At 61.1% G+C, this 23,147-nt stretch carries 17 protein-coding genes; 5 read left to right on the top strand and 12 right to left on the bottom strand.

The annotated features are described in order from the left end of the window. Nucleotides 1–48: 48 nt before the first annotated feature. Complete coding sequence (locus tag BLV49_RS00965; RefSeq protein WP_091178944.1) at nucleotides 49–2,232, bottom strand: bifunctional glycosyltransferase/CDP-glycerol:glycerophosphate glycerophosphotransferase; 2,184 nt, start codon at nucleotides 2,230–2,232, stop codon at nucleotides 49–51. 235 nt (nucleotides 2,233–2,467) lie between these two features. Between BLV49_RS00965 and BLV49_RS00970 the strand changes: the two genes are divergently transcribed. The 3 genes from BLV49_RS00970 (at nucleotide 2,468) to BLV49_RS00980 (ending at nucleotide 5,960) form a co-directional block, all read left to right on the top strand. Then, entirely contained in the window at nucleotides 2,468–5,119 is a 2,652-nt protein-coding gene (locus BLV49_RS00970; protein WP_143033916.1) for a bifunctional glycosyltransferase/CDP-glycerol:glycerophosphate glycerophosphotransferase, read from the top strand. Nucleotides 5,120–5,199: 80 nt separating this feature from the next. Beyond that, nucleotides 5,200–5,526: a hypothetical protein gene (locus BLV49_RS00975; RefSeq protein WP_091178946.1), complete on the top strand. Its 327-nt coding sequence runs from the start codon at nucleotides 5,200–5,202 to the stop codon at nucleotides 5,524–5,526. A gap of 11 nt (nucleotides 5,527–5,537) precedes the next feature. Then, nucleotides 5,538–5,960, top strand: coding sequence for an acyltransferase (locus tag BLV49_RS00980; protein ID WP_245723682.1), 423 nt, complete (start codon nucleotides 5,538–5,540; stop codon nucleotides 5,958–5,960). Between the two features lie 35 nt (nucleotides 5,961–5,995). Here BLV49_RS00980 and BLV49_RS00985 read toward each other — a convergent pair whose 3' ends face one another. The 7 genes from BLV49_RS00985 to BLV49_RS01015 are packed head-to-tail and all read right to left on the bottom strand — an operon-like array spanning nucleotide 5,996 to nucleotide 13,605. Further along, a complete protein-coding gene (locus BLV49_RS00985) occupies nucleotides 5,996–6,205 on the bottom strand; it encodes a DUF6752 domain-containing protein (RefSeq protein ID WP_091178950.1) in 210 nt (69 codons plus the stop codon). Next, complete coding sequence (locus tag BLV49_RS00990) at nucleotides 6,202–7,731, bottom strand: class I SAM-dependent methyltransferase (protein WP_143033918.1); 1,530 nt, start codon at nucleotides 7,729–7,731, stop codon at nucleotides 6,202–6,204. The genes BLV49_RS00985 and BLV49_RS00990 overlap by 4 nt, the downstream gene beginning before the upstream one ends. An 8-nt stretch (nucleotides 7,732–7,739) precedes the next feature. Then, the gene (gene glf, locus BLV49_RS00995) at nucleotides 7,740–8,882 is read right to left on the bottom strand and encodes a UDP-galactopyranose mutase (protein WP_091178954.1); all 1,143 of its coding nucleotides are present in this window, start codon (nucleotides 8,880–8,882) and stop codon (nucleotides 7,740–7,742) included. Continuing rightward, nucleotides 8,879–9,913 (bottom strand): UDP-glucose 4-epimerase GalE, encoded by a 1,035-nt coding sequence (gene galE / locus BLV49_RS01000; protein ID WP_091178956.1) that lies wholly within the window; start codon nucleotides 9,911–9,913, stop codon nucleotides 8,879–8,881. Before galE ends, glf begins: the two co-directional genes overlap by 4 nt. Before the next feature lie 3 nt (nucleotides 9,914–9,916). Beyond that, nucleotides 9,917–10,366, bottom strand: a complete 450-nt coding sequence (locus tag BLV49_RS16640; protein ID WP_143033919.1) for an RAD23 family protein — start codon at nucleotides 10,364–10,366, stop codon at nucleotides 9,917–9,919. A 6-nt stretch (nucleotides 10,367–10,372) separates the two neighbouring features. Then, entirely contained in the window at nucleotides 10,373–11,671 is a 1,299-nt protein-coding gene (locus BLV49_RS01010) for a nucleotide sugar dehydrogenase (RefSeq protein WP_091178963.1), read from the bottom strand. Nucleotides 11,672–11,706: 35 nt separating this feature from the next. After that, on the bottom strand, nucleotides 11,707–13,605 hold the full coding sequence (locus tag BLV49_RS01015) for a cell wall-binding repeat-containing protein (RefSeq protein ID WP_176980683.1): 1,899 nt from the start codon (nucleotides 13,603–13,605) through the stop codon (nucleotides 11,707–11,709). 284 nt (nucleotides 13,606–13,889) lie between these two features. On the opposite strand from BLV49_RS01015, the gene BLV49_RS16990 reads away from it, so the two are divergent. Further along, nucleotides 13,890–15,689 carry a cell wall-binding repeat-containing protein gene (locus BLV49_RS16990; RefSeq protein ID WP_218132578.1) on the top strand — a complete coding sequence of 600 codons (1,800 nt, stop codon included), beginning with the start codon at nucleotides 13,890–13,892 and terminating at the stop codon, nucleotides 15,687–15,689. Here BLV49_RS16990 and BLV49_RS01035 read toward each other — a convergent pair. After that, a complete protein-coding gene (locus BLV49_RS01035) occupies nucleotides 15,681–17,855 on the bottom strand; it encodes a glycosyltransferase (protein ID WP_091178970.1) in 2,175 nt (724 codons plus the stop codon). The genes BLV49_RS16990 and BLV49_RS01035 overlap by 9 nt on opposite strands. A 51-nt stretch (nucleotides 17,856–17,906) precedes the next feature. On the opposite strand from BLV49_RS01035, the gene wecB reads away from it, so the two are divergent. Beyond that, a complete protein-coding gene (wecB, locus tag BLV49_RS01040; protein ID WP_091178973.1) occupies nucleotides 17,907–18,974 on the top strand; it encodes a non-hydrolyzing UDP-N-acetylglucosamine 2-epimerase in 1,068 nt (355 codons plus the stop codon). Here wecB and BLV49_RS01045 read toward each other — a convergent pair. From BLV49_RS01045 to BLV49_RS01055, 3 genes are read right to left on the bottom strand one after another with little or no spacing between them, the layout of a single operon-like run. Further along, complete coding sequence (locus tag BLV49_RS01045; protein ID WP_143033921.1) at nucleotides 18,971–20,098, bottom strand: glycosyltransferase family protein; 1,128 nt, start codon at nucleotides 20,096–20,098, stop codon at nucleotides 18,971–18,973. The genes wecB and BLV49_RS01045 overlap by 4 nt on opposite strands. Then, nucleotides 20,095–21,351 (bottom strand): glycosyltransferase, encoded by a 1,257-nt coding sequence (locus BLV49_RS01050; protein ID WP_143033922.1) that lies wholly within the window; start codon nucleotides 21,349–21,351, stop codon nucleotides 20,095–20,097. The genes BLV49_RS01045 and BLV49_RS01050 overlap by 4 nt, the downstream gene beginning before the upstream one ends. Before the next feature lie 4 nt (nucleotides 21,352–21,355). Beyond that, entirely contained in the window at nucleotides 21,356–23,143 is a 1,788-nt protein-coding gene (locus BLV49_RS01055) for an ABC transporter ATP-binding protein (protein WP_245723485.1), read from the bottom strand. Nucleotides 23,144–23,147 lie beyond the last annotated feature (4 nt).

Raw genomic sequence — 23,147 nt, forward strand, 5'->3', positions numbered from 1 at the left:
CGAGGATGCCGTTGTCGGCCCGGTACACAGGCCGTTCACCCTCAGCCTTCAGATAAGCTGAAGCTCTCGCACGGCAGCCAAAATGCGCTCGCAGCTTCTGCCATCCGCAATCAGCCTCGCCGAGGGTGGTTCCTGTTCACCGTGCGCGCGCTTGAGCGTTGCGGTCTGCTCGCCCGTCTCCGACCCGAGGAGTACCGGCCTGCTCCGTTTCATGGGCGGCTCCGCTAACGCTCCGAGCGCGTCAACTTTCGGAGATCCCGTCACCCTTACACTGTCTTCCGTCAATGTATATGGAGAACCATCGTGCACGATTGCGTCGCGCTCGTCGGCGGTCGCCGTCACCAAGAGGTCAATCGGGGCGTGGTTGTACACGATCGACCAGTCTTCCCGAGTCTGGTGGTCGTGCAGGCAGACGAAGCGCCAAGGCCGTGAGCCGGTGTAGTACCGGCTCGGCATCGGCTCCACTATGCCAGGGCCGGCCTCAGAGCTGAAGACGATTCGCGCGTACGAAAGAAGATGCTTATGCGCGACCGAGCCGTATGCGACCAGTTTTGCGCCGCGAGCCGAGAGTCGGCTCCAATCGGAGGTCCCCTCGCGAATGACGAACCAGGCGTTCACGTCATTAAAGCCGTCCCGAACCTGCCAATAGAAGGCCTCTCCGCTCCCGTTCGCAGATTCAACACCGTCCATGAATACCCATGCATTCAAGAAGCGCCGGCCGACGGCCGTCCGACGGGCTGTGAGTCTGACGAATGCCGTGTGCCTCCGCTCTCTAAGGTCCATGCCGGCTTGGAAGTCCGGCGTGTTCGCGAATTTGGCCGGCATCCAGAATGCGATCTCGCGACGAAGTCTGGCCTTCAACCGCCTCGCAAAGGGCTGTGCTGGTGACGTGGGCTGGGATTCGGCGCAGTCAAGCAGCGCGTGCTTCAGGAGCGCCTGACCGACGGCGTCTGTCCTCGGGATCTCGTACTCGCCGCTCGCGAGAGGCGTTTCACGTCCCCCCAGCGTGAGAGTCACCGTACCAGCTCGCGGAACACGGATCACACGTTCCTTGAGGACATCCTGAGAAAAGTAATCAAGCTGTCGCGTTTTCGCGGCGAAGGGGGTGAGCGCGGATGCCGGACCGTCAAGTCGCTCTTCTGGTGCCTCACCCATGAAGAGATAGCGGATCTCGACGCATCGACTGTCCATGCTCACTACTTTGGCCGGATGGTCGCTGAGAAGCGCAGACCCCTTGAGCGCGAGAAAAAGGTAGCGAAGCTCGGCAGATAGGGAGGTGACACGGTAGTTCACGATTGTGCGTTCTTCGATATGGCGAAGGCACGCGCCCACCAGCTCAATGACCTCTGCCTTCTCATCCTCGTCAAGATGCCGAGCCTTATCGATGACCGATTGCTCGCGGGGGAAGAACCAGCGCAGGTCATACAAGTAGAGATTCGCGAGCCAGTCGGGCACCGAAGTCGACTGATGTGCCTGCTCTAAGAGAGGTAGGTATCCATCTCTGAAGCGGCCGAAGTAGAAATCTGGATTCTCGCGGAACCGATCGACAGCCGAGTTCGCCGCCGCGCGTTTGCGGTAGATGTACTCCGCTTCTGCTACACAAAGAATGCGCCGACTCGGGAGGGAACGCAGGTAATTGGCGACGAAAAGCGCGTCCTCGGCAGCATGAAGCCCAGTAATAAATCTCACGGAGTTGTCGAGGAGAGGCTTTCGGCGAAACATTGCCGATGCGGCCTGGGTCTGAATGAATTCCGGCGCTTCATCTAGGTCAACAAGAACCGTACCGCTTCGAAACTTGTAGGAGAGGTTGTGCCGACGGTCATAGGTGTTCGCCGCTTCGAAGTATCGGATGACGTTCGATGAGACGAGATCGGTCCGATCCTCCCCCACCGATCGTAGGCTTCTCGCGATCGACGAGAAATAGTTTGGACCCAGAAAATCGTCAGAGTCGGGGAATCCCACCCAGTCACCCGACGCCGTCTCAAGTCCGCGATTCCGCGCCGAGCTCACTCCTCGGTTCTCCTGGACGAGCACCACTCCGGCGTGCTCAGTCCTCTCCAGCCAGTCCCGGATCAAGGTCTGCGACTTATCTGTCGAGCCGTCATCGACGAAAACGCATTCAAGGGAGTAGTCCCCAAGAGATTGTCGGTCGAGAGAGTCGAAAAGGTCAGGTAGATACGGCTCGGAATTAAAAACCGGCACGACGATGCTAAAAGTGATGGGCATATTCATTCTGCGTCATTATCCCGTAGAAGTCGCATAGAGGTCGAGACGAGACTGGACCGGTACTCTTTCCTCCTACGCTTGCGCAGCCAATCCCCCGCAAGGAATTCCCAACCGAATTTGATATGAAAGACAGACGTCCCCTACGACGAGGCGGAGCCAAAGTCTCCGCCTGCCGCACCTCGGTGAACGGGACAGCGGGCCTGTGAATTGGAAGGATGCTTTCTTGGGATACTGCTTCACGGTGATCTCACCCGTCTACAACGTCGGGAATTACCTGAGCGACTTCTTTTCGGGCCTCGAGGCGCAGACCTGCGGCATGGAAGAACTCGAGATCATTCTCGTGGACGACGGGTCGACTGACGACTCACTCGCGCTTTGCACCGAGTTCGCTTCACGACACGAGAACGTACGAGTCCTAACGAAGGCCAACGGCGGCCAGGCCTCCGCGCGAAACCTCGGCATCGAGCATGCCTCCGCGCCGTGGATTACTTTTCCGGATCCTGACGATGCGCTTAGCCCGAACTACTTCGAATCGGTGGCAGCGTTCATGCAGCTGGAGGGGAACCGTAACACCCGGTTGTTTGGTGCTCACATCCTCAAGTGGTTCGAAGACCGAGACGTGGTTGCCGACGACCACCCGACGGGATTCCGGTTCCGGGAAGGCAGCACGACAGTCGATTTGTACGGCGAACCGAAATTCATCCACGGGAACGCGTGCCTCAGTTTCTTTAGACGCGACATCGTCGAGCAGTTTGGGCTGCGCTTTCATACGGGCCTGAAGACGCGGTTCGAAGACGGCCATTTCATGTCGCAATATCTGCTCCGCTGCGATCGTCCGACAATCGGCCTGATTGACGAAGCTCAGTATTTCTACCGGCAACGCTCTGACGGCTCTTCGACAGTGCAACAAGCACGCGTCGACGTTCGCACCTACGATTCGCTCCCGCTCCTTGGTTATACGAGCGTCCTACGGCTGGCTATCGAGCTCAAGGGAGAGATTCCCCGCTGGCTGCAGACTCTTGTGCTGTACGACTTCATCTGGCTCTTCAAGAGCGATGTTCACTCGAAGATCCCTAGTCGCACCGTGCCAAAGCCTGCTCTCGAAAAATTCCACGAACGTATCGCCGAGATCGTCGAGATGTTCGAGCCTGAAGTAATACTCGGTTTCGACATGATGACAGTCCCGGCTTGGCTGCTCGAGGCTGCTGCGTTCGGCTACTCGGACGAGCAATATGTCAGCTCGGCCCACGTCGGAAACATCGACAAGCGCCGCAAGCTGGTCGAGATTCGTTATCGATACACGGGGGCGTTGCCGTCGGAAGCCCTCTATGTAAGAGGCGAAGTCGTCGAACCTCATTTCTCGAAGGTGAAGGACCTCGATGTCCTTGGCCGAACCCTTCTCAAGGAACGTAGCCTGTGGGTATCTAGTCGCGGAGTCGTCAGGCTCGAAGTCAATGGCCGCATGCGCAAGATCGAACCGAAGGAACGTACGCCTCACCAGTTCAAGCTAACGACCGGAGACATCCGTCGTTTTGACCGTGAGCAACGCGAGAAGGCCGTTCCTTCGCTCTATAGGCGGAACGACACGAGAGCCGTGGACCAGCTCTCTCAAGGCGCAAAGCGCGCAGCGCGTTCCTTGCGCGGCATGCTCACAAAAGAGGGCGTATTCGACGTGCTCCTGTCGACGTCGATGCGCATGCTCTGGAACCGGAGACGCTTCGGCGCCGCATGGGCGATCATGGATCGCGAATTCGAGGCGAACGACAGCGCCGAGCAGCTATATCGCTGGATCGACGCGAACCGCCCCGAGATCAAGCGATGGTTCGTTCTGAGCAAGAAATCGCCAGATTGGAGACGCCTCAAGAACGATGGCTTTGCGCTCGTCGACTACGGTTCCTTCAAATGGAAGCTTCTCCTTCTCCTGTCCGCACACCTCATCTCGAGCCACGCCGACGTCTACGTCACGAATCCCCTGCCAGCGGGCCGCTTCGGAAAGCCCCAGTGGCGATTCTCCTTTTTGCAGCACGGCGTGATCAAGGGAGACCTCTCAACCTGGCTAAACCGCAAGAGCATAGACTTCATGGTCACCTCAACAGAGGACGAGTACCGCTACATCGTCGGAGAGTCCCCCTACAGTCTTGGGACGGCGCAAGTACGGCTGACGGGTCTGCCGCGTTACGACGCTCTTCTCGAGAAGAGCGCCGCTGTTCCAGCATCCGAGGTGAATCAGATCGTGATCGCGCCGACGTGGCGGCAGTACCTGGTCGGAAAGTTCTCAAGCGGCTCAACTCGTGAGCGCAACACGGACTTCACGGAAAGCGACTACCTCAAGTACTGGCAGGCTGTCGTCACGTCGGACGCTCTGCATGAGGTCGCGAAGGAGAATAACCTCGAGATCGTCTTCATGCCCCACCCTAATGTGCAGCCGTACCTCGACGAGTTCCGACTTCCGAGCTGGGTCAAAGTGCAGCACTACGCGGGCGCCGACATCCAAGTTGTGATCAGCAAGACCGCTCTGCTCATCACGGATTACTCGTCAATCGCGTTCAACGCCGCATACCTGCACCGACCCGTCGTCTACTTCCAGTTCGATGCCGAGCGTTACCGCTCAGAGCACACCGAGGGTGACGCTTACTTCGAGTACGACCAGCATGGATTCGGTCCTGTCGTGAAGAACGTGTCAGACGCCCTCAACGCAACCCGGAAGCTGCTGACAGATGACGACTTCGCTTCTGAGTACATCGAGCGGGCACGCAATACCTTCCCCGTGCGGGACGGGAGGAATTCAGAACGCGTGTTCAATGCAATCGAGCAGTTGGATCGGCCCCTCTCGTGCGAAGAGGCAGCAGTCGCGGCCCCCCTCGACACATGGCAAACTGTCGCAGAGCGATGACCGCGTCGTACCGAAGCGTGCTTGCACATCCACCGCCGCATGTGGCTCAAAGAACAATTCCTTCGTGATTAGGCTTTTGAATGTCCGTCATTACTGTGCCCCTCGCCGCGTATGAAGACGATGCCGGTAACCGCATCGAGTATGACGGTCCACCCTGCGAGCACATCGCGATCACGTTCAGGGGAAGCAACAACGTCGCGAGGGTCGACAGCGCTGCCAGTGCTTCTCGCCTCAACGTCGATTTCAACAGCAATAACGGCACTTTCGTGCTCGGCGGCAACCCGAACCGCCGCAGCTTCAGCGCGGGCGTCCGGGTTGGCGAGGACGCCAGCGTCATTATCGGCCACGGGGTTTCATCACAGCTGGCGTCACAATCTCGGCCGTGGAGGGCGTTACGGTCGAAATAGGAAACGACGTGATGTTCGCGAGCCAGAATCAGGTTCGGGCCGATGACGGGCATCCGATATTCGACGTCCGCTCCGGCGAGCGAGTGAACCGCGCACGAAGCGTTCACATCGGGGATCACGTATGGCTTGGATTCGGCGCCATCGTCCTTGCCGGCGCTCAGATCGGCTCAGGCAGTGTCGTGGGAGCGGCAAGCATCGTGACACGCAGAATTCCGAACAACGCGGTCGCGGTGGGTTCGCCGGCAAAAGTTGTCAGAAGGCATGTCGCCTGGGAACGGCCCCATTTGGGCTTAGTGCCGCCCTATTGCAAGGCGGACTCGTCGACGGTGACGAAATCTCGCTACTGGTCAATGACGGTCGAAGAAGAGAGGCCGCCGCGCTTCCGAATGGCAAAGGCCGCCCTCCGCCGCATGCGCACGTTACGCCGTCGATGACCCTGCGGGGCTTCGAGAGGAGGCGCGTCAGGCGATCACTCAGAGAGCCTCGTCACCACGAGATCAGTCAGTTCAGCGATGCGAAGGCTGTCTCGGCGGGCCTCATCGACTTCCTTTGTTAGTCTCTCAATCTCGCTGCGGAGCTCCAGGACCTCGTTTCGGAGAGCCTGAAGCTCTTCGCTCACCATCATGCTCTGGGGAGCGGTCGCCCATGCAGCGCGTCTAATGACGTTCTTGAGCCTCATTCGTGGCCTTTCTGGTTTCGTTTGATGACTGCGTCCGTGAGGAGGCGCCGGTCGCCGCGCTCAGTCGCGACTTCGCTCCGAACAATCCGAGCGCTCAATCCAAAGTCATGAGCCGTCTTGAGTATGTCTCGTGGGGCGACGTGCCACGTCTCGGGTCGCGAGTAGTCGAAGTCGCGGCCCGGGGTTCCGTAGGAGACCAGGTACGCGAACGCATCGTCCCGGAGCACCTCACGGCAAAACAGTGCCGCGTTGAGACGGGCCGAGTTCGTCATGCCCTCGATGGAGTGGTTCATGAATACGTGGGATGGCGTCAATGACCGAAGCTCAATGGCCAGAGACAGCATCTGCCTTCTGTCGTAGAGGTTGGCAACCCTGAACTCGACATTAAGGTCGTCAGCCTCAACGGCTTCTCGCGCTCGTTCGATGGCGACCCACGAGAAATCCACCGCGAGGACGGTGTGCCCAAGAGACGCAAGGTACCTGGCGTCCGCGCCCGTCCCGCAACCGAACTCGACGACGTGCGAGCCTGGCGTGAGGAGCTGTGCAAACCGTTTGGCGCCTTCGGAAGGTGACGACGCGTCAGCGGTGCGCTGGTAGTGAGCGTCCCAATACAGCCGATGCGTGCTCATTCCGCCGAACCAGGAGTGAAAGCGACGAACCGTGTCACGCGGAGTCTCGAATGTGAATGTCGGGTCCGGAGTCCTCCAGTTCGGTCCGTAGCAAGCCGCCAGCCACTTCTCCGGATCGGCGGGAGCCTGCAGTTCCATATTCCCTAGCGGCAAGGGGCGGGTGGGCAGGATGTCAGCCGGGACTACAGCATCTGTGTCGACGTGAATTGGCTCATAGAAGCGGCCTTCTTTGAACACGGCGGTGAAAACGTCGACGAAATGGTCGATGAGCCCTGAGTCCGTCTTGAACATCACTTGGAAGTGAGAGACGCTGTGCCGCACGATCCAGTAGCCCCGATCTTCGAAGTCACGCTGAAGTCTGAAGCTCTCAAGCGCGACATCCGAAGGATGGCTGAATTTGCTTACGTACGCGGTGTCTGCGTCATCATCGTGCGCGAGAAGGTCACCGTTGCGTATAGCTCCCAGCAATGTGCCGCCCACGATAAAGGCGTCGAACCCCAGATCGCGTAGTTGTTCGAGAACCTCAGCCGTGCGAGCGATCAGCCGTTCCCGAGTCTCCTCTGATTGATCTTCAAAGTCTTGGGTGAGCCGTCCCCACTTGTTCACGGTGAGCATTCGCCCGTCGGCATCCTTCAGCATGATCGGGCCGGTCGAGGTGCCGAATGAGAGAGTGCGCGAGCCAAGTCGCGTTCCGTGGTCGTCCCATACCTCGAATTGGCTGCGGCCTTCCATTGCTCTCAGAAGCTCCGCTGGCCATGGGACGACGACACCGAGTCGCCGGGCAGCGGTCGGCGAGAACGTCCAGATTCGTCGGCCGTCGATCGAGACGCTGAGCGAATTTGCGGCGATGCCTGGGAGCAGAACGACTCCGCGCCGAGTGAGCAGAACTTTATTCACGTCCGCTCCTATAGGGACGCAAGCTTGTTGTTCCACATGGAGAGTGCGGAACCGATCGCCATGTGCATGTCGAGATACTGATACGTGCCGAGCCGACCACCGAAGAAGACATTCGGCTCACCCTTCTCGAGCTCGCGATACTGCAGAAGCCCCTCGCGATCTTGAGCGGTGTTCACGGGGTAATACGGCTCATCATCGCGCGTTGCAAAGCGGGAGAACTCGCGCATGATCACCGTCTTGTCTGAGGGGTAATCGCGCTCAGGGTGGAAATGACGGAATTCGTGTATGCGAGTGTATGGCACGTCCGTGTCGGGATAGTTCATCACTGACGTTCCCTGGAAGTCACCGATCGGGAGGACTTCCTGCTCGAAATCGAGTGTTCGCCATGAGAGCTCGCCGGCTTCGAAGTCGAAGTATCGATCGACGGGACCGGTATATACGATCGGAAGCTGCCCGACGGTTGCCTTCTTATTGAACGGCTGATCCGCGTCGAAGAAGTCGGTGTTCAAGCGCACCTCGATGTTGGGGTGATCAGCCATCCGCTCAAGCCACGCCGTGTAGCCGTCGACGGGCAGGCCTTCCCAGGTGTCGTTGAAGTATCGGTTGTCGTAGGTGTAGCGAACCGGGAGACGACTGATGATGTCGGCCGACAGCTTCTCAGGGTCGGTCTGCCACTGCTTGGCGGTGTAGTCGCGGAAGAACGCTTCGTAGAGCGGCCGTCCGACAAGCGAGATGCCCTTTTCCACAAAATTGGCGGCTGTCTTCGAATCGAATTCGCCTGCCTGCTCCGCGATCAGGGCGCGGGCCTCAGCAGGCGAGTAGGCAGCTTGGAAGAACTGGTTGATCGTCCCGAGGTTCACGGGCATCGGATACACGACGCCGTTGTGCGTCGTGTAGACCTTGTGAACGTAGTTGGTGAAGTCGGTGAAGCGATTGACGTACTCCCACACGGTCTTGTTCGAAGTGTGGAAGAGGTGAGCACCGTACTGATGTACCTCAATCCCAGTCTCGGGTTCGTCAGAACTGTACGCGTTCCCACCGATGTGGTGTCGCCGCTCAATGACGAGAACCTTCTGCCCACTTTCGGCAGCCCTCTCAGCGATCGTCAGACCGAAGAAGCCGGATCCAACGACGAGCAGGTCATAATTCACGAGGGTCGACTCTCCTTGTTCGGGGCGCTGGTGTCGCTTTCGACTTTAGACGACACAGGATGAAGGGATGCCGGATGCTGGCTCGCCGCCCATGCCGACGCGATCATGCTGCGGAGATCGTGCTGCGGAGCCCAGTCGAAGTGCTCGCGAATCATTGAAGCATCCGCGACAACGGATGCTGGATCCCCAGGGCGGCGGGCTGCGATCTGCGGTTCGAAGTCGTCTCCACTGACGTCACGAAGCTCGCGAAGCACCTCTCGTACGCTCGCACCTTCCCCCGTTCCGACGTTGAACACCGAGTACCGCTGACCATGCTCCAGGTAGACGAGTGCCGCGATGTGAGCATTCGCAAGGTCCTCGACGTGAACGTAGTCCCTCACCCCGGTTCCGTCGGGCGTCGGGTAGTCGTCACCGAAAATCTGGGGCACGGTCCCCCGCTCAAGCGCGTCGATCGCTCTGGTGACGAGGTTCATCGGGACGGGGTCGGCGAGATCGTGAGCACCCGCGCCAGCGACATTGAAATATCGGAGGCTGACGGCTCGGATTCCGCTGGCTCGTGCGACATCGCGCACCAGCCACTCCCCCGCGAGTTTCGACGAACCGTACGGATTGATCGGCATGGCGGGCGTGAGTTCGGTCACGCGATCCTCTGGCGGGTTCCCATAGACCGCGGCGGACGATGAGAAGACGAATTTATCGGCAGCCGTGCCGTCCATCGCGCGCAGCACGTTGGCGAGCATCGAAATGTTCTCGCGGTAGTACTTCAACGGAGACCCAACAGATTCGTCGGCGCGCTTCAACGCTGCCATGTGAACTACAGCCGTCACATCGTAGGCATTGAGCACCTCGCTCAGCGCCGAGGCGCTGGCTGGGCCGGTGAGATCGATCTGCACGAGCGTTGCGTCGCCAATTCGCCCGGCATCACCGCTCTGCAGGTTGTCGGCGACCACCACGTGCTCAGCCCGTTGTTGCAAAGCCCGAACAATGTGGCTGCCGATATAGCCGGCGCCTCCCGTTACCAGTACCGTCACGGTCTAGCGCTCAACCGCTTTGACGACCGGATTGGCGGGCTTTCCCGTAATCGCGCACTCGAATTCCGCCTGAACATCCTTCGAATCGACACGGATCGTGCCGGTCAACGAGACGTACCAGACGGCTCCTTCCGAGCCGACCATGGCATCAGAATAGGGGTCCCATGTGAACTGCTGAGGGTCATACCCGTTCTCTGACGCCCAAGCACCGTTGTAGTCCACACAGGCATCGTAGAGGGCTTGCTTCGTCCACCCCTCGGCGGCGGTGCTGGTCGCGGACGGCTCTGGTGTTGGCGTCAACGTTTCTGTGTCCGTCGGAGACGGCATCGGGGAAGCCGACGTCGCGGAGGGAGAAGGCGTCGAGGCGGGTGATTCGGGGGCGCACCCCGCGAGCGCTGCCGCCGCAATCAGCGACAGACTCGTCACGGCAATCCGTCGAGCGAGCATGGTCACCCTCCCTTACTCAGTGGCCGTCCCGATGACGATTCGGGGCGTTCCTGTCCACTGAGACGCTTCTGTCGTGTTGCGTCCATCGACGAGAAGGCGAATCCCTGGCAGATCGCCCGCCGACAGGTCCTTGTACTCCGCGTGATCGGCCTGCACGATCGCCAGATCCGCAGGCTCCCCCAGGTGGTATGCCGACCAGCCGAAACCGGCAAGTTCCTCGTCGGAGTACATGGGATCGTGCACGGCGACGGTTGCCCCTCGATCGCGGAGCGCGTCCACCGTTGCGAATACTCCAGAGAAGGCTGTCTCCTTGACGCCCCCGCGATAAGACGCGCCGAGCACAACCGCGGACAGGCCCGAGAGGTCACCCAATAGCTCCGCGGCGCGATCGACGACCCGTTCAGGCATCGACGCGTTGAAAAGTCGCGCCGTACGTACGATGTCGGCATCCGGATCAGTCGAAAGGTAGAGGCGCGGGTACACGGGGATGCAGTGTCCGCCGACAGCGATTCCTGGTCTGTGAATGTGGCTGTAGGGCTGAGAGTTGCACGCCTCGATCACCTGGTAGACGTCGATGCCGATTCGCTCCGCATACGCGGCGAACTGGTTCGCCAAGCCGATGTTGACGTCGCGATACGTCGTCTCGGCGAGTTTCGCCATCTCTGCCGCTTCAGCGGAGCCGAGATCCCAGACACCATTGGGACGGGACAAGTCATCGCGTTCGTCGAAGGAAAGAACGGCGTCGTAGAAATCAGTCGCCCTCTGTGCGCCTTCTGGAGACAGCGCACCGACAAGCTTGGGGTAACGACGCAGATCAGCGAAGACGCGACCGGTCAGGACGCGCTCGGGCGAGAAGACGAGGTGAAAGTCCACTCCCTCGAGTAGACCGGAGCCCTGCTCGAGCATCGGCTTCCATCGGTTTCGCGTCGTCCCGACGGGGAGGGTGGTCTCGTAGGAGACGAGAGTGCCGGGCGTGAGATGCTCTGCGAGCGACTTCGTTGCGGCATCCATCCAACCAAAATCAGGTTCCCACGTCTCGTCGTTGACGAACAGGGGAACGACCAGGACAACCGCGTCCGCGCCCGGTATGGCATCTGCGTAATCTGTGGTGGCTTTGAGCTTGCCCGCGGGCACGAGTGCAGTGAGTTTCTCGGCGAGGTGCGCCTCGCCGGGGAATGGCTCGCGGCCGGCGTTGACAAGGTCGACGACGCTTCGGTTCACGTCCACGCCGACGACGTCGTGACCGGCGTCGGCGAACTGGACGGCAAGCGGCAAGCCGATCTTGCCGAGGGCTACAACAGCAATGCGCATGGTTCCAATCCTAGGTTGCTGTCGTTGATGGTCTGTCAGTACCTGTTTTTGAGGTCGGCGCTCGACATGTAGCCGGTCTTGCCGTTCACCTTCACGTGGTACCAGAGCCGCACGCCCGCCTCGACCTCCGCATAAGCACCGGCGGGAATCGTCGCGATTGCCGAGCCTCCCGCGCTCGATCGGAGTTTCGCGCTGTGCGCGGTCACCATCTGCTGAACAGCAAACGATGCCGTCTTGGAGAAAGCACCGTTGAAGTGCTCGTAGACGAGCTTTGAGATCGCAGCGAGGCTCGGATCCGTGGAACCGTTGTGCCCCATGATGGCAAGGGTGTACGCGCCCTTAGGGGCGTAGACGATGGCCGCGCTCGTTTGAACCATTCCCGAGGAAATCCACAGTTCGCCGGGCTTCGATGCTTGAACCACGCCTGGGGGCAAACCGCTTGGGAGGCTCATCCGGTAGATCTGCTCCTTGAGCAAGCTGATCATGTAAGTGCTGTTGCTCTTGTTGAGGAGCATGCCGTTGTAAAGTCTCTGGAGCAACGCCGTCATGTCATTTGTCGTGCTCGTCTTGTACGAGTAGTAGGTGCCCTTCCAAGTGCCCGCGTAGTGTGTGCCGGTGTAGCCTTCGCTCGCGAACTGCGCGTTCAGATTGTTGTTCCCCATCAATTGGAGCAGGTCCGTGTGGCAATAGTTGTCGGAGACGTGGATCATGGCGCGCATGCACTGAGCGAGCGTGTAGCCCGAGGGCAATTTCGTGGAGTAGTAGAGCTTTCCTTGTTCAATGCGTTTGAGCGCACCGTAAAGCGCGAAGATCTTGATGCTGCTGGCCGGCTCATCCCGGTTCCCGCCTCTGACGGATACAGTGCGCTTGAGCCCCCCGAGTTCACGAACTGTCACGTTGTGAACGCCCTTGAGCGAAGGGAGAAGTGCATTGAGCTTTTTCAGCAGTGCTTCTTCTGATGCCTTCTTTGTCGCGGCGTCGTTCGCGCTGCCGCAGGTCTTGAGCTGAGCAACGGAATTGTTGAGGACGCCCGTTCCTCCGAGCAGCGTCACTTGGTTTACGTTGAGCCGCGAGGCGAAGTCGGCGAATGCCGCATCTGGTATGCAGCTCGATCGGGAGGTATACAGCGGAGCGCCGAGTGTCCCAGCGAGGGCAGCCCCTGTGAGAGCGTCAGCATAGCCGGAGCCTGTTGCGACAAACGCGCGAGTGGCGGCAGCGTCGAAGGACGCCTTGTTTACCGCGACGGCGGTACCGTAGCGATCACCGCCGCCTGCTCGCGTGACGGTGGCGATTCCCTTGAGCGACGCTTCAATTCCCGATGAAACGACGGATGTTCCACCCGCGATGACAATGTCAGTCACCGCACGCTTTGTGAGAAGGTTTCGGACTGCGGTCGGTTCTTTCTTGTCCTTGCCCGGCACAAGAACAACAAAGCCCTTGCGAGCACCGGCAGCGGCCGACGCTGCAAGTGCGTCAGGATAGTCCCAGCCCGTCGCGATGAAGGCGGCGCCCGATGTTGCGCCCATGGACTCGACGATCAGACGCGACGTTTCAAAACGGTCCTTGCCGCCGACGCGCTTCATATTGGGAACGATCTTCTTGACCGCGTTCCATACGGTTCCGGACACCGCACCATCCGCGCCGACGATGACAACGGACTTCGGCTTCAGCCGCTTGAGCTCGGCTGCGGTCGAGGCCGGCAGCGACTTTGTCCGAGTGAGCAGGAGCGGGCCGCCGGCGAGGGCCGCGGCCGGTGCTGCAGAAAGAGCATCGGCGTAGTTCTCGCCTGATGCCAGGTACGCGACTTCGGCTCCGTTGGCATAGCCAGCCTTCGAGACCGCCACCGCAGTCGCATACCGGTCGCTACCTTGCAGCCTGTCAACTTTCTGCGTTGCAGCATCAGCAGGTTGCGCGAGGTAAACCTGGGTGATCATCGACCCGAGTAGCGCACCGACAACCATCGAGCATATGAACAAGAACTTGAAACGTGTCCGCTTCACCATTGGCTCGGCATCCCCCTGACCTGCACGACGCAACGAAGCAACGCCGCGGCTCGACGGTATCATGCGCGCCAGAACACGCCAGCATTCACGCCGGAGATCCGTCACCTCTACTGGGGCCCCGGTCCTCACCGGCGCAAGGACGAAGTACCGATACGCTCAGTCTGCCATTGGCCGCCCGAGCCCATGGCGTCCTCTCCCAGTGCCGGATGGTTCCTATGAAATTCCGTTCTCTCGTCATTGCTCTCGCTGCCGCATTGGCCATCCTGGGCGGATCAACGCAAGCGCCTGCGGCCTCGGCTTCCGCCTTAACAGCGAGTGACATTCTCGCCAAATTGGCGGTCTCACCCGAGAAGGGATCGGAGCAGTATGACAGGGCTCGTTTTACACATTGGATCGATGCCGACGGCAACGGATGCGACACTCGACGGGAAGTCTTGATCGCGGAGTCAACGACCACCGTGAGTGTCGGGGCCGGTTGCGCCCTGACGGGCGGCTCATGGACATCTCCGTACGACGGAGCAACATGGACTGATCCGGCGATGTTAGAGATTGACCATCTCGTGCCACTTCAAGAAGCGTGGACTTCAGGAGCGAGCGGGTGGAATGATCAGCAGCGTAAGGATTTGGCGAACGACCTCGACTTCGCCGGCTCCCTCATCGCAGTTACCGGCAGCGTGAATTCTTCAAAAGGTTCGAGGGACCCAGCGGAATGGCTCCCGCCGCTTGAACAGGCTCGCTGCGCGTATGCCACCAATTGGGTGCTCGTGAAATTGCGATGGGGACTGAGCATCGACTCCCGTGAGAAGGCCGCGCTTTCGTCAGTGTTCCAGGGCGCGTGCGGCTCAGCACCGGTCGAGGCACCGTCGGTTAAGGTCCTTGCTCCGACGTCGTTCAAACCTATTTCTGGTGTCCAGCGACTAGCCGGCAATGACCGCTTCGCCACCGCCTTGGCAATTTCGAAGCAGTATGCCTCCGGCGTTCCTGTCGTATACGTCACAACCGGCTTAAGCTTTCCAGACGCGCTCAGCGCTGCACCGGCGGCCGCTGCACAGGGGGGACCATTGCTTCTCGTAAGCCCGAGGTCCATGCCGGCGGTTGTCAAGGCCGAGATCAAGCGGCTCAAGCCTAAGCGCATCGTTGTCGTCGGTGGAACCGCAGCGGTGTCGAGCAGCGTCTACTCGCAACTGCGATCGCTCGCCCCATCGATACGGAGAGACGGCGGCGCTGATCGCTATGCAACGAGCAGAATCGTAACCGAGCGTGCTTTCGCTAAGACCAAGACAGCTTTCATCGCTACAGGTGCTGCGTTTCCCGACGCGTTGAGTGCTTCAGCAGCGGCTGGAGCGCAATCCGCGCCAGTAATCCTGGTCAATGGCTCGTCCCGGTCACTCGACACAGCCACTCGTTCACTCATGAAGAAGCTCAATGTGAGCTCTGCGACAATTGCCGGCGGCACGGGCGCCCTCTCGTCCGCACTAGCCGCATCGATAGGCTCGTATTACTCGACCACGCGGCTCTCCGGCACCGACCGTTATGCGACGTCGGCCGCGATCAACGGAAAGAAGTTCTCTCAGGCTCAGCGAGTCTTCTTCGCTGTTGGAACAAATTTCGCTGATGCGCTAGCCGGTGCCGCCTTCGCAGGGCACGTTGGGTCACCGTTGTACGTGGTTCCCGCGACCTGCATACCAGCCGCCGTATCGACTCAGGTCAAGAACTGGGGAACCACAGGCTTCACACTCCTTGGCGGAAGTGCTGTGCTCGGCAGTGGCGTTGCCAAGCGCACGGTATGTGCCACATCGAAACCGCCGGCAGCAAAGCCGAAACCACCCGCGCCGACACCAAAGCCGAAACCATCTCCGAGCAAGCCGGGAAACCCCGGCGATACGAAGAATTGCTCAGACTTCAAGACTCAACGCGAGGCGCAGAAGTGGTTTGACACGTACTACCCGCACTATGGAGACATCGCGAGACTCGATCGCGACAACGACCGCCGAGTCTGCGAGACGCTACCCTAGCCGGATCAGCTGCAGCACCGTCGCGAAGCCCATTCGCATCGGCGCCTCCCGGTGAAACAGCTTTGAGGGTCGTCGCGTGAGCACGGAGGCAGGGTGTAGTCGGCGCATCCGCTGCTCCGCTCCGTGGTTGAGAACCCTATCGTCTGCATCAGGGTCAGCGGCTGCATCGAGGACGCGGCGATCGATCCGCGAGAGAGGTTCTTCCGAACCTGGCACCGCTTCTCGAAGCTCTCTTACAATTCGCGAGAGCGCAATGCGATCGTCGCGGTCCCATGCCCCGTCGCGCCGTTTGTATATGGCGCCGATCACGTTGATGCGGAACAGCTTCGTAGCTGCAGCTCGCCGCATGCTCCGCGGCAAGGCTGCAAACCATGGAGCCCCCAGAAGCAGCGGGATGAAGGCGAGGTCCTTCTCCAGCGGGCGAGCCGCAACAGACGTCCGGTCGCCCGCGTCGTCGTGGATCACATAAGCGGGTCCACTACGGTCGTATGCGACGGTACCTCCCGACGTCCAAAGCCGGGTGACGTAGGCAACGTCCTCGCCCGTTTCCACCGTCGCATCAAACCGTAGATCGCTGAACATCGTCCGGGACACCAGGCCCAGAGGCGCGCTTCGGTAGGAAAGCCTGTCTCCCACGAGTCGCAGATTCCTGCGGCGGAATGGTCGCACGGGGGGCGTCGGCACGTAGCCACCGCTTGAATAGCGCACGCGAGGAACGATGATATCGGCGCTGCTCTCTGCTGCGGACGCGAGCCAAGAGTCGATTGCCCCCGGCTCGAGTTCGTCATCGGAGCCCATGACGGACGAGTAGAGGCCGGTTGCGAGATCGAGGCCGTGATTAAACGGGCCTGTAGGACTTGGTATACCGTCCCGATACTCGACCAGCCTCACACGGGGATCGGCTGCACGCTCTCCGAGCGCGTTGGCGATCTGCTCGACCGACGTGTTGTGACACACGACCGTCAGCCGAACGTTCGCTCGCGTACCGTTGAACACCGATTCGGCGGCACGTCGAATCGGCCGTTTCGGTGTGTGCACAGGAATGATGACGTCGACCGCCGGGTCCTCACCCTCAGGGACGATGACTGCACTGCCGCAGGCCCGAGCATAGGCCGCGGCGTATGCGCTGCGCCGCGATGCCATGGAAAAGCGCGCGCGAGCGTGTGCGCCGATCTCATCTGCCGATCGGCTCGCGTTGAGCTCGAGCACGCGCTGTACTCCGTCCGCATACGCTGCAGATGTGCGTTCGGTGACCAGTACGCCATCGGGCTCTGAGACAAATTCCCTCTGTGCTCCATGGCCGCCGACGACGACGGGCAAGCCTGCGACGAGGGCTTCGGCAATGGCGACGCCGAAGGTTTCGGACGCGGTCGGGAGAATGAAGACGTCGGCGTCACCGAATTCATCGAGGGCGGCGTCATGGCTCAGCGAACCGACAAAGGTGACATGTTCGTGCTCGCCCGACTCCGCGAGTTTGTCGCGGAGTGGCCCATCGCCGATCCACCGGAGAGACGCGGCGACGCCTCGGCGTCGCAGCTCAGTGACTGTGTCCCGCGCGAGGCGAGCGCCCTTCGCCTCGGTGACGCGACCGACCGAAACGAGTTTCACCTCGTTGGCCCGACTGGGGCGAGTGTCGCGGCGCTCAGCGATAGCGACGTGGTTGGGGATGACGACGGTCGGCTTGCGACGTACGCGACGGATTCGGCCGGCCAGGAGTTCACTCACCGCCACCACCACGTCCGGGCGGGCGAGCAGCCGCAGAGTGAAGGGAAGAGTCTTCCGCATGGCGAACGGCACAGTTTCCGGGGCCAGAATCCCCGACCAGTGCTCCGTGTGCACCCACGGAACACGCACGCGAAGAAGTGCGAACGGCAGGAGTGTTGACAAGGCCATCGTGTGCACGACATCCGCGTCAACGAGAAGCCGAGCGGCGACGCGTGAGGCGCGCGCGACGTGAGTTGGGTGCGACGGAGCCATAGGAAAACGCCGGACCCGGATACCGTTGCGCGTCTCGCTCATCGGCTCCGGCACCTCGTGCGGCGGAGCCAGGTGGAGAACGGTGACCTCGTGGTCGAGCGCGAGCAACTGCACATCGTGCTCGACGAAAGTTCCCGTGGTGGGCGCGCCGTCGCTGGGGTACCAGGTGGTGACTACGAGAACTCGCACGATCTGACGCTACCAGCGCCCGCGCAGAGCCTCCCGATAGGATCATGCCCCGTGAAGATCATTAGCGTCGTCGGCGCTCGTCCGCAGTTCGTGAAGCTTGCTCCGATCGCCAAGGCGGCGGCATCCGTTCCCGATATCGAGCACGTGATCGTCCACACGGGGCAGCACTACGATCCGATGCTCTCGGACGTCTTCTTCAGCGACCTTGGCATACCGGACCCGGATGTCCATCTCGGTATTGGCTCCGGCAGCCACGGCGTGCAAACAGGCTCAATGCTCGGGGCCCTTGATGCTGTCTTGACCGAGCATCAGCCCGACTGGGTTCTCGTGTACGGAGACACGAACTCAACACTCGCGGCCGCCCTGAGCGCGGTCAAGCTTCATTTCCCGGTCGCTCACCTCGAAGCCGGGCTCCGTTCTTTCAACCGGCGAATGCCCGAAGAGCACAATCGGGTGCTCACCGATCACGCCGCTGATCTTCTGCTGCCGCCGACAGACGAAGCGCTGAGGCACCTCCGTGACGAAGGGCTCGGCGAGCGCAGTATCGTCGTCGGCGACGTCATGACCGATGTCCTCTATCAGGTGCGTGACTCCGTATCCGGTGTTCCTTCGCCTCTTGTCGCGGAACTTGGTCTCAACCCTGGAGAGTTCAGCGTCGCCACGATCCACCGCGCGGAGAACACAGACTCCCCCGAACGGCTCGCCCGCATCGTGGACGCCCTAGCCGGCCTCGACCGGCCGGTGGTACTTCTCGCCCATCCGCGCCTGGTCGCGAAGGCAAGTGAGCACGGCTTGCGCCTCGACGGAGGCTCGCTCATCTCACATGCCCCGCTCGCGTATCCTGACCTGATCGCATCCGTTCGTGACAGCGCCGGTGTAGTCACGGACTCTGGCGGTTTGCAGAAGGAGGCGTTCCTTCTGCGCGTACCGTGCACGACAGTTCGGACAGAGACCGAGTGGATCGAGACCATCGAACTCGGCTGGAACACGCTCGCGAACACGCGCGACGAGATTCAGGATGCCGCAACACGAGAGCGCCCGTCCGAGACGGACGCCTCGCCCTACGGCGACGGCCATGCCGCTGAACGCGTGGTCGCGCTCCTCCGCGAACGCGTCTAACTCGTAGCGCAGAGCGCGCCGATCTTCCGCGCCCACTCTTCGACCTGTGTCGCCGATGAGAGGGGTCCGGCTGCGCCGTCGGAAGCGACCTTCCAAGCTGCGACGGTTGCCGGATCGAGCATATCGAAGGCTCGGGCGAGTGCGGCCGCTGTGAAGTCGTCGGCAATGGCGCCGAAGCCATACTCGCTGAGCACGTTCGTCATCTCCGGCGATGGCCCGATGACCACTCCGAGCCGCGCCTGCACGTAGTCAAAGAATTTGTTGGGTAAGGCCCACCGGTTGTTGAAGTTCACGGGAGGAAGAATGTGCACGCCGATGTCGTACGAATTGAGCGTGCTCGCGAGCTCGGAATACGGTACCGGGTCGTGAAGCGTGACCCGATCGGAGGACGCCGCCTGTTCGCGGATCTGCTCGAGAAATGCAGGGTCATTCGGAGTGAGATAGAGGTCGAGGCTCACGTCGGCGCGCGTTGATTCGACGGCGTCGAGAATCGCTGCGATGTTGCGATCGCGAAGGCACGCTCCGCTGTGGACGAGACGGATGGTGTCTCCGACCGCCTGCGGGGATAGCTCTTGATACGGCGCCGCATTGGTCACGACAGATGCGGTGATGCCGAACTGCCTCCCATACTCCGCGGCAATTCCCGCGCCGACTGTCGTCACAGAGCTGGCGCGTGTGACGAAGCGCCGGCACATCCAGCTCATGAAGGGCGCGACAAACAGGCGCCAGCGCGTGACGTCCTCCTTTTGTCGCGGCGCGTATTCGTGCAGGTCAGCGTGCACGCCGAACCGCGGTTCGAGCCGGAGGGCGAGCCCCACACTGTCCACATCATTAGCGAGAATGACGTCGAATTGCATGGGGGCCAGTTTCTCCCGCGCTTCAGCTATCGCCCTATTTCCCCAGTACGCCGACGTGTACAACCGAGCGATCACCTTGACCCGGTCGTATCGCCAGATCTCGTTCGAATCCGTAAGCGAGACGTGCATATGAACGCCGTCCGGCTTGGGACCGTAGCCGCACGTCACCACGCGATATTCGTCACGAAATCTCTCGACTTGTTTGAGGACGCGCGCATCCGATGCGATACGCGAGAACGAGAGGATCAGCAATGTCGGCTGTGTCACGGTTGGGTACTCCCTCGAGTAGACGCGCGATTGGCCGTGAGAAGAAAAGGACGCAGCGCTGCAGCGGACGCTCGACCGTCGTGCACCTCAGCAACGAACTCGACCCCGTCGCGAGCGATGCTGCGGTAGTAGTCTCGTCGGCACAGAATGTCGGCGAGGACTTGCTCGAGCGTGTCAGGGGTCGCTTGCACGACGGGCAGCTGCCGGCCCGTCGCCGACACGACATGTTCCCGAACCTGGTCGTGAACATGGGCGACGACGATTCGCCCGGCGGCCATACCCTCGACCGCTGCACGCGAGTACGTTCCGATGCGGAACTGCTCAAGCACGATGTCAGCGTCGCGGTATAGCGCCGGGATCTCAGTGGCGGGAACCCCTTCGATACGGTGGTAGGAGATGCGCCCTTTGGCATCCATGCGGCGAAGAGCCGAGTCGATCAGATGAGTTCCCTTGACGACGGCGCTGCTGGGCGCATGCACCACAACGGGGACGGAGCGCCGGAGCGGTTCGTTCGCCGTCTTCCAAGCCGATGGGTCGAGTGCCAGAGGCAGCCAACTCGCTTCCGGGTAGTCCAGCAGCAGGTCCGGCGTGGAAACGAACACCGGCGCACCGATTCGGCGTAGCAGGGCGAAATTGCGACGAGCTTGAGCTTCGAGCACCGGGACCAATTCCCACGATTGCTCATGAAAGGGCGACCAACGATCGATAGTTCTGTGCCTGCTTGGCAGACGGAGGTCGCTTCCGTGGGAGAGCATCGCCACGGCGACTCCGGCGTCACGCAACGCTGCCACTTCCCGCTCCACGTTGCCGTGGTACAGACCACCGAAGATCGATCGTTCCGCCTCGATGACCACGTGCGAGAATCCGGCACTCACAGTCTGGAATTGCCGACGCTGCCATTCGCGTGAGTGCAGGAAGACGTTGACGGGTACGAGATTGTCCGTCGGGAAGCCGAACGAACCCTTGATCGTGTACTGCATGTCGATCGCACCCACACCGTCGACGCGTTCGGCAGCCCGAGCCCATTCGTATCCCTGACCAGCGAAGTTGACCGGTGCGATGTAGAGCCGCACCGGTGCAGAGGGAACCACCGGAGGCGGCGGCACCTCCGCCGGACTGAAGTGGCCGGCGTCGACGCCGATGGCATCGGAAAGCCGGCGCGGCAGAATCCTCAGCACCCACCCGGCGGCGGCAACGACCGCGGCTGGCATGCGCGCCCGCAGCCGGTCGGCAAAGGTCCTCTGTTTTCGCATTCCGCTAGGCGAGACCGGCCAACGAGGCCTGGACTGCGAACTCGGGCACCTTCGCGACAAGTTCCGGGAAGGTACCGCGGGCAACGATCTGTCCGTCGGCGAGGTAGCAGATCTGATCGTGCTCACGCACGGTCGAGAGCCGGTGCGCGACGGTGATGAGCGTCACCTGCCCCTTCAGCCCGGCAATGGACTCGGTGACGTCCGCCTCCGTCTTCGTGTCAAGAGCGCTCGTCGCTTCGTCGAGGACGAGAACGAGCGGGTCCCCGTAGAGGGCTCGAGCGATACCGAGTCGCTGTCGCTGGCCGCCGGAAAGGGACAGCCCCCGATCCCCCACACGAGAGCGGATGCCGCCGGGGCGCTGCTGCACCACATTCCACAGTTGCGCTCGACGCAGCGCCGTCTCGACCCGGGCCTCGTCGATGTCGTCTCCCCATGTCAGGGCGACATTCTGTGCGATCGTACCGTCGAACAGCGCCACATCCTGCGGTACATATCCGACGCGCGAGCGCCAGGCGGCGAGCACGTCGGCGAGGTCCTGGTCATCAAGCTTCACACTGCCGCTCGATGGAGTCAGGAGTCCGAGGATGAGGTCGACGAGGGTCGACTTGCCGGATCCGGATTGTCCGACGAAAGCCAGAGTTGAGCCGATCGGGAGACGCAGGTCGATATCGCGCAATGCCGCTTCTCCGGCATTCGGATACGTGAACTGGACGTTCGAAAGCTCGAGCGCACGCGGCTCGCCCTCTATGGGCGTCATGCCGATGCGCTCCGCGTCGGCCACGTAGCTCTCCGCCGCCGCGATGTCGTCGAGCACGTTCTGGACGTGCGCGACATTCGACGTGGCGATCGTGATGACGGATTGGAATCCTGTAAGCGACGGGACAAGGCGAAACCCGCCGACTCCGAACATCGCCACAGCTGAGATTGCTGCTGCGGAACCGCCGAAGAGATACGCCGATCCGCCGACGAGAAGGAACCCGCCGATGAGTGCCGAATCAAGAACGAACTTGGGAAATGTTCCAAGAAAGCTGACGTTCGCTCGTGCGCGCGTCGAATGGATGCGGTTGTCGTGGACCACGCGGGCCACTTCAGCGGTCTTGTTGCGAAGCGTGACCTCCTTTAAAGCCGCGACCATGTCAGTCATGAGCGAGGCGACTTTGAACGCGTAGTCGCGGCCGACCCGGCCGGCCTGCACGGACTTCTTCGACATCCAGAAATACAGGACGCCGGCGATGAGGCCGAGGTAGACCACGGTGACGAGCGCGGTCAGGGGTTGCGCGACGACGATGACCGCGAGCACGACTACTGACGTGATGAGAAGCTGCGGGATGCCGATGACAGGAAGTAGAAAGCCGGCGATCGCGTTGGCTATGCCGACGTCAGCGAGCCGGACGAGTTGGGCGGTATTTCGGTTCAGCCGTTCGACCCAGGGGGCCTTGATGTAGGCGTCGAAGAGTTTGTCACCGATCTCGAGCTCGTATACAGCGAAGCGGCGCGTCGCGATCCACTGAAGTATCACCGAGAGAACCGACTTGAGGATGATGAGAAGTGAGATGACGAGCACGACCCACACGTAGCCGTCGGGGCCGACTGTACCGAGTAGCGGAATGGAGATCGGGTCGCTTTCCATCATCGATGTCAACGAGATGGCGAGCAGCATCAGCGCAGCGACGTCGAGCACTGCAAGTGCGCTGGAGATGATCATGAAGGCGATGAGGAAACGACGGGCTCGGCCTGGCAACAGCGGAACGATCGAACGCATCGTGTCCCAGATCAGTTTCACCGGACGCATCCTC

It is taken from the genome of Paramicrobacterium humi (assembly GCF_900105715.1).
Classification (GTDB): Bacteria; Actinomycetota; Actinomycetes; order Actinomycetales; family Microbacteriaceae; genus Paramicrobacterium; species Paramicrobacterium humi.

Coding starts and splice junctions, on each gene's coding strand:
- BLV49_RS00965 (WP_091178944.1), bottom strand. CDS start 2,232: ATGAATATGCCCATCACTTTTAGCATCGTCGTGCCGGTTTTTAATTCC.
- BLV49_RS00975 (WP_091178946.1), top strand. CDS start 5,200: ATGTCCGTCATTACTGTGCCCCTCGCCGCGTATGAAGACGATGCCGGT.
- BLV49_RS00980 (WP_245723682.1), top strand. CDS start 5,538: ATGTTCGCGAGCCAGAATCAGGTTCGGGCCGATGACGGGCATCCGATA.
- BLV49_RS00985 (WP_091178950.1), bottom strand. CDS start 6,205: ATGAGGCTCAAGAACGTCATTAGACGCGCTGCATGGGCGACCGCTCCC.
- BLV49_RS01010 (WP_091178963.1), bottom strand. CDS start 11,671: ATGCGCATTGCTGTTGTAGCCCTCGGCAAGATCGGCTTGCCGCTTGCC.
- BLV49_RS01015 (WP_176980683.1), bottom strand. CDS start 13,605: ATGATCACCCAGGTTTACCTCGCGCAACCTGCTGATGCTGCAACGCAG.
- BLV49_RS16990 (WP_218132578.1), top strand. CDS start 13,890: ATGAAATTCCGTTCTCTCGTCATTGCTCTCGCTGCCGCATTGGCCATC.
- BLV49_RS01050 (WP_143033922.1), bottom strand. CDS start 21,351: ATGCGAAAACAGAGGACCTTTGCCGACCGGCTGCGGGCGCGCATGCCA.
- BLV49_RS01055 (WP_245723485.1), bottom strand. CDS start 23,143: ATGCGTCCGGTGAAACTGATCTGGGACACGATGCGTTCGATCGTTCCG.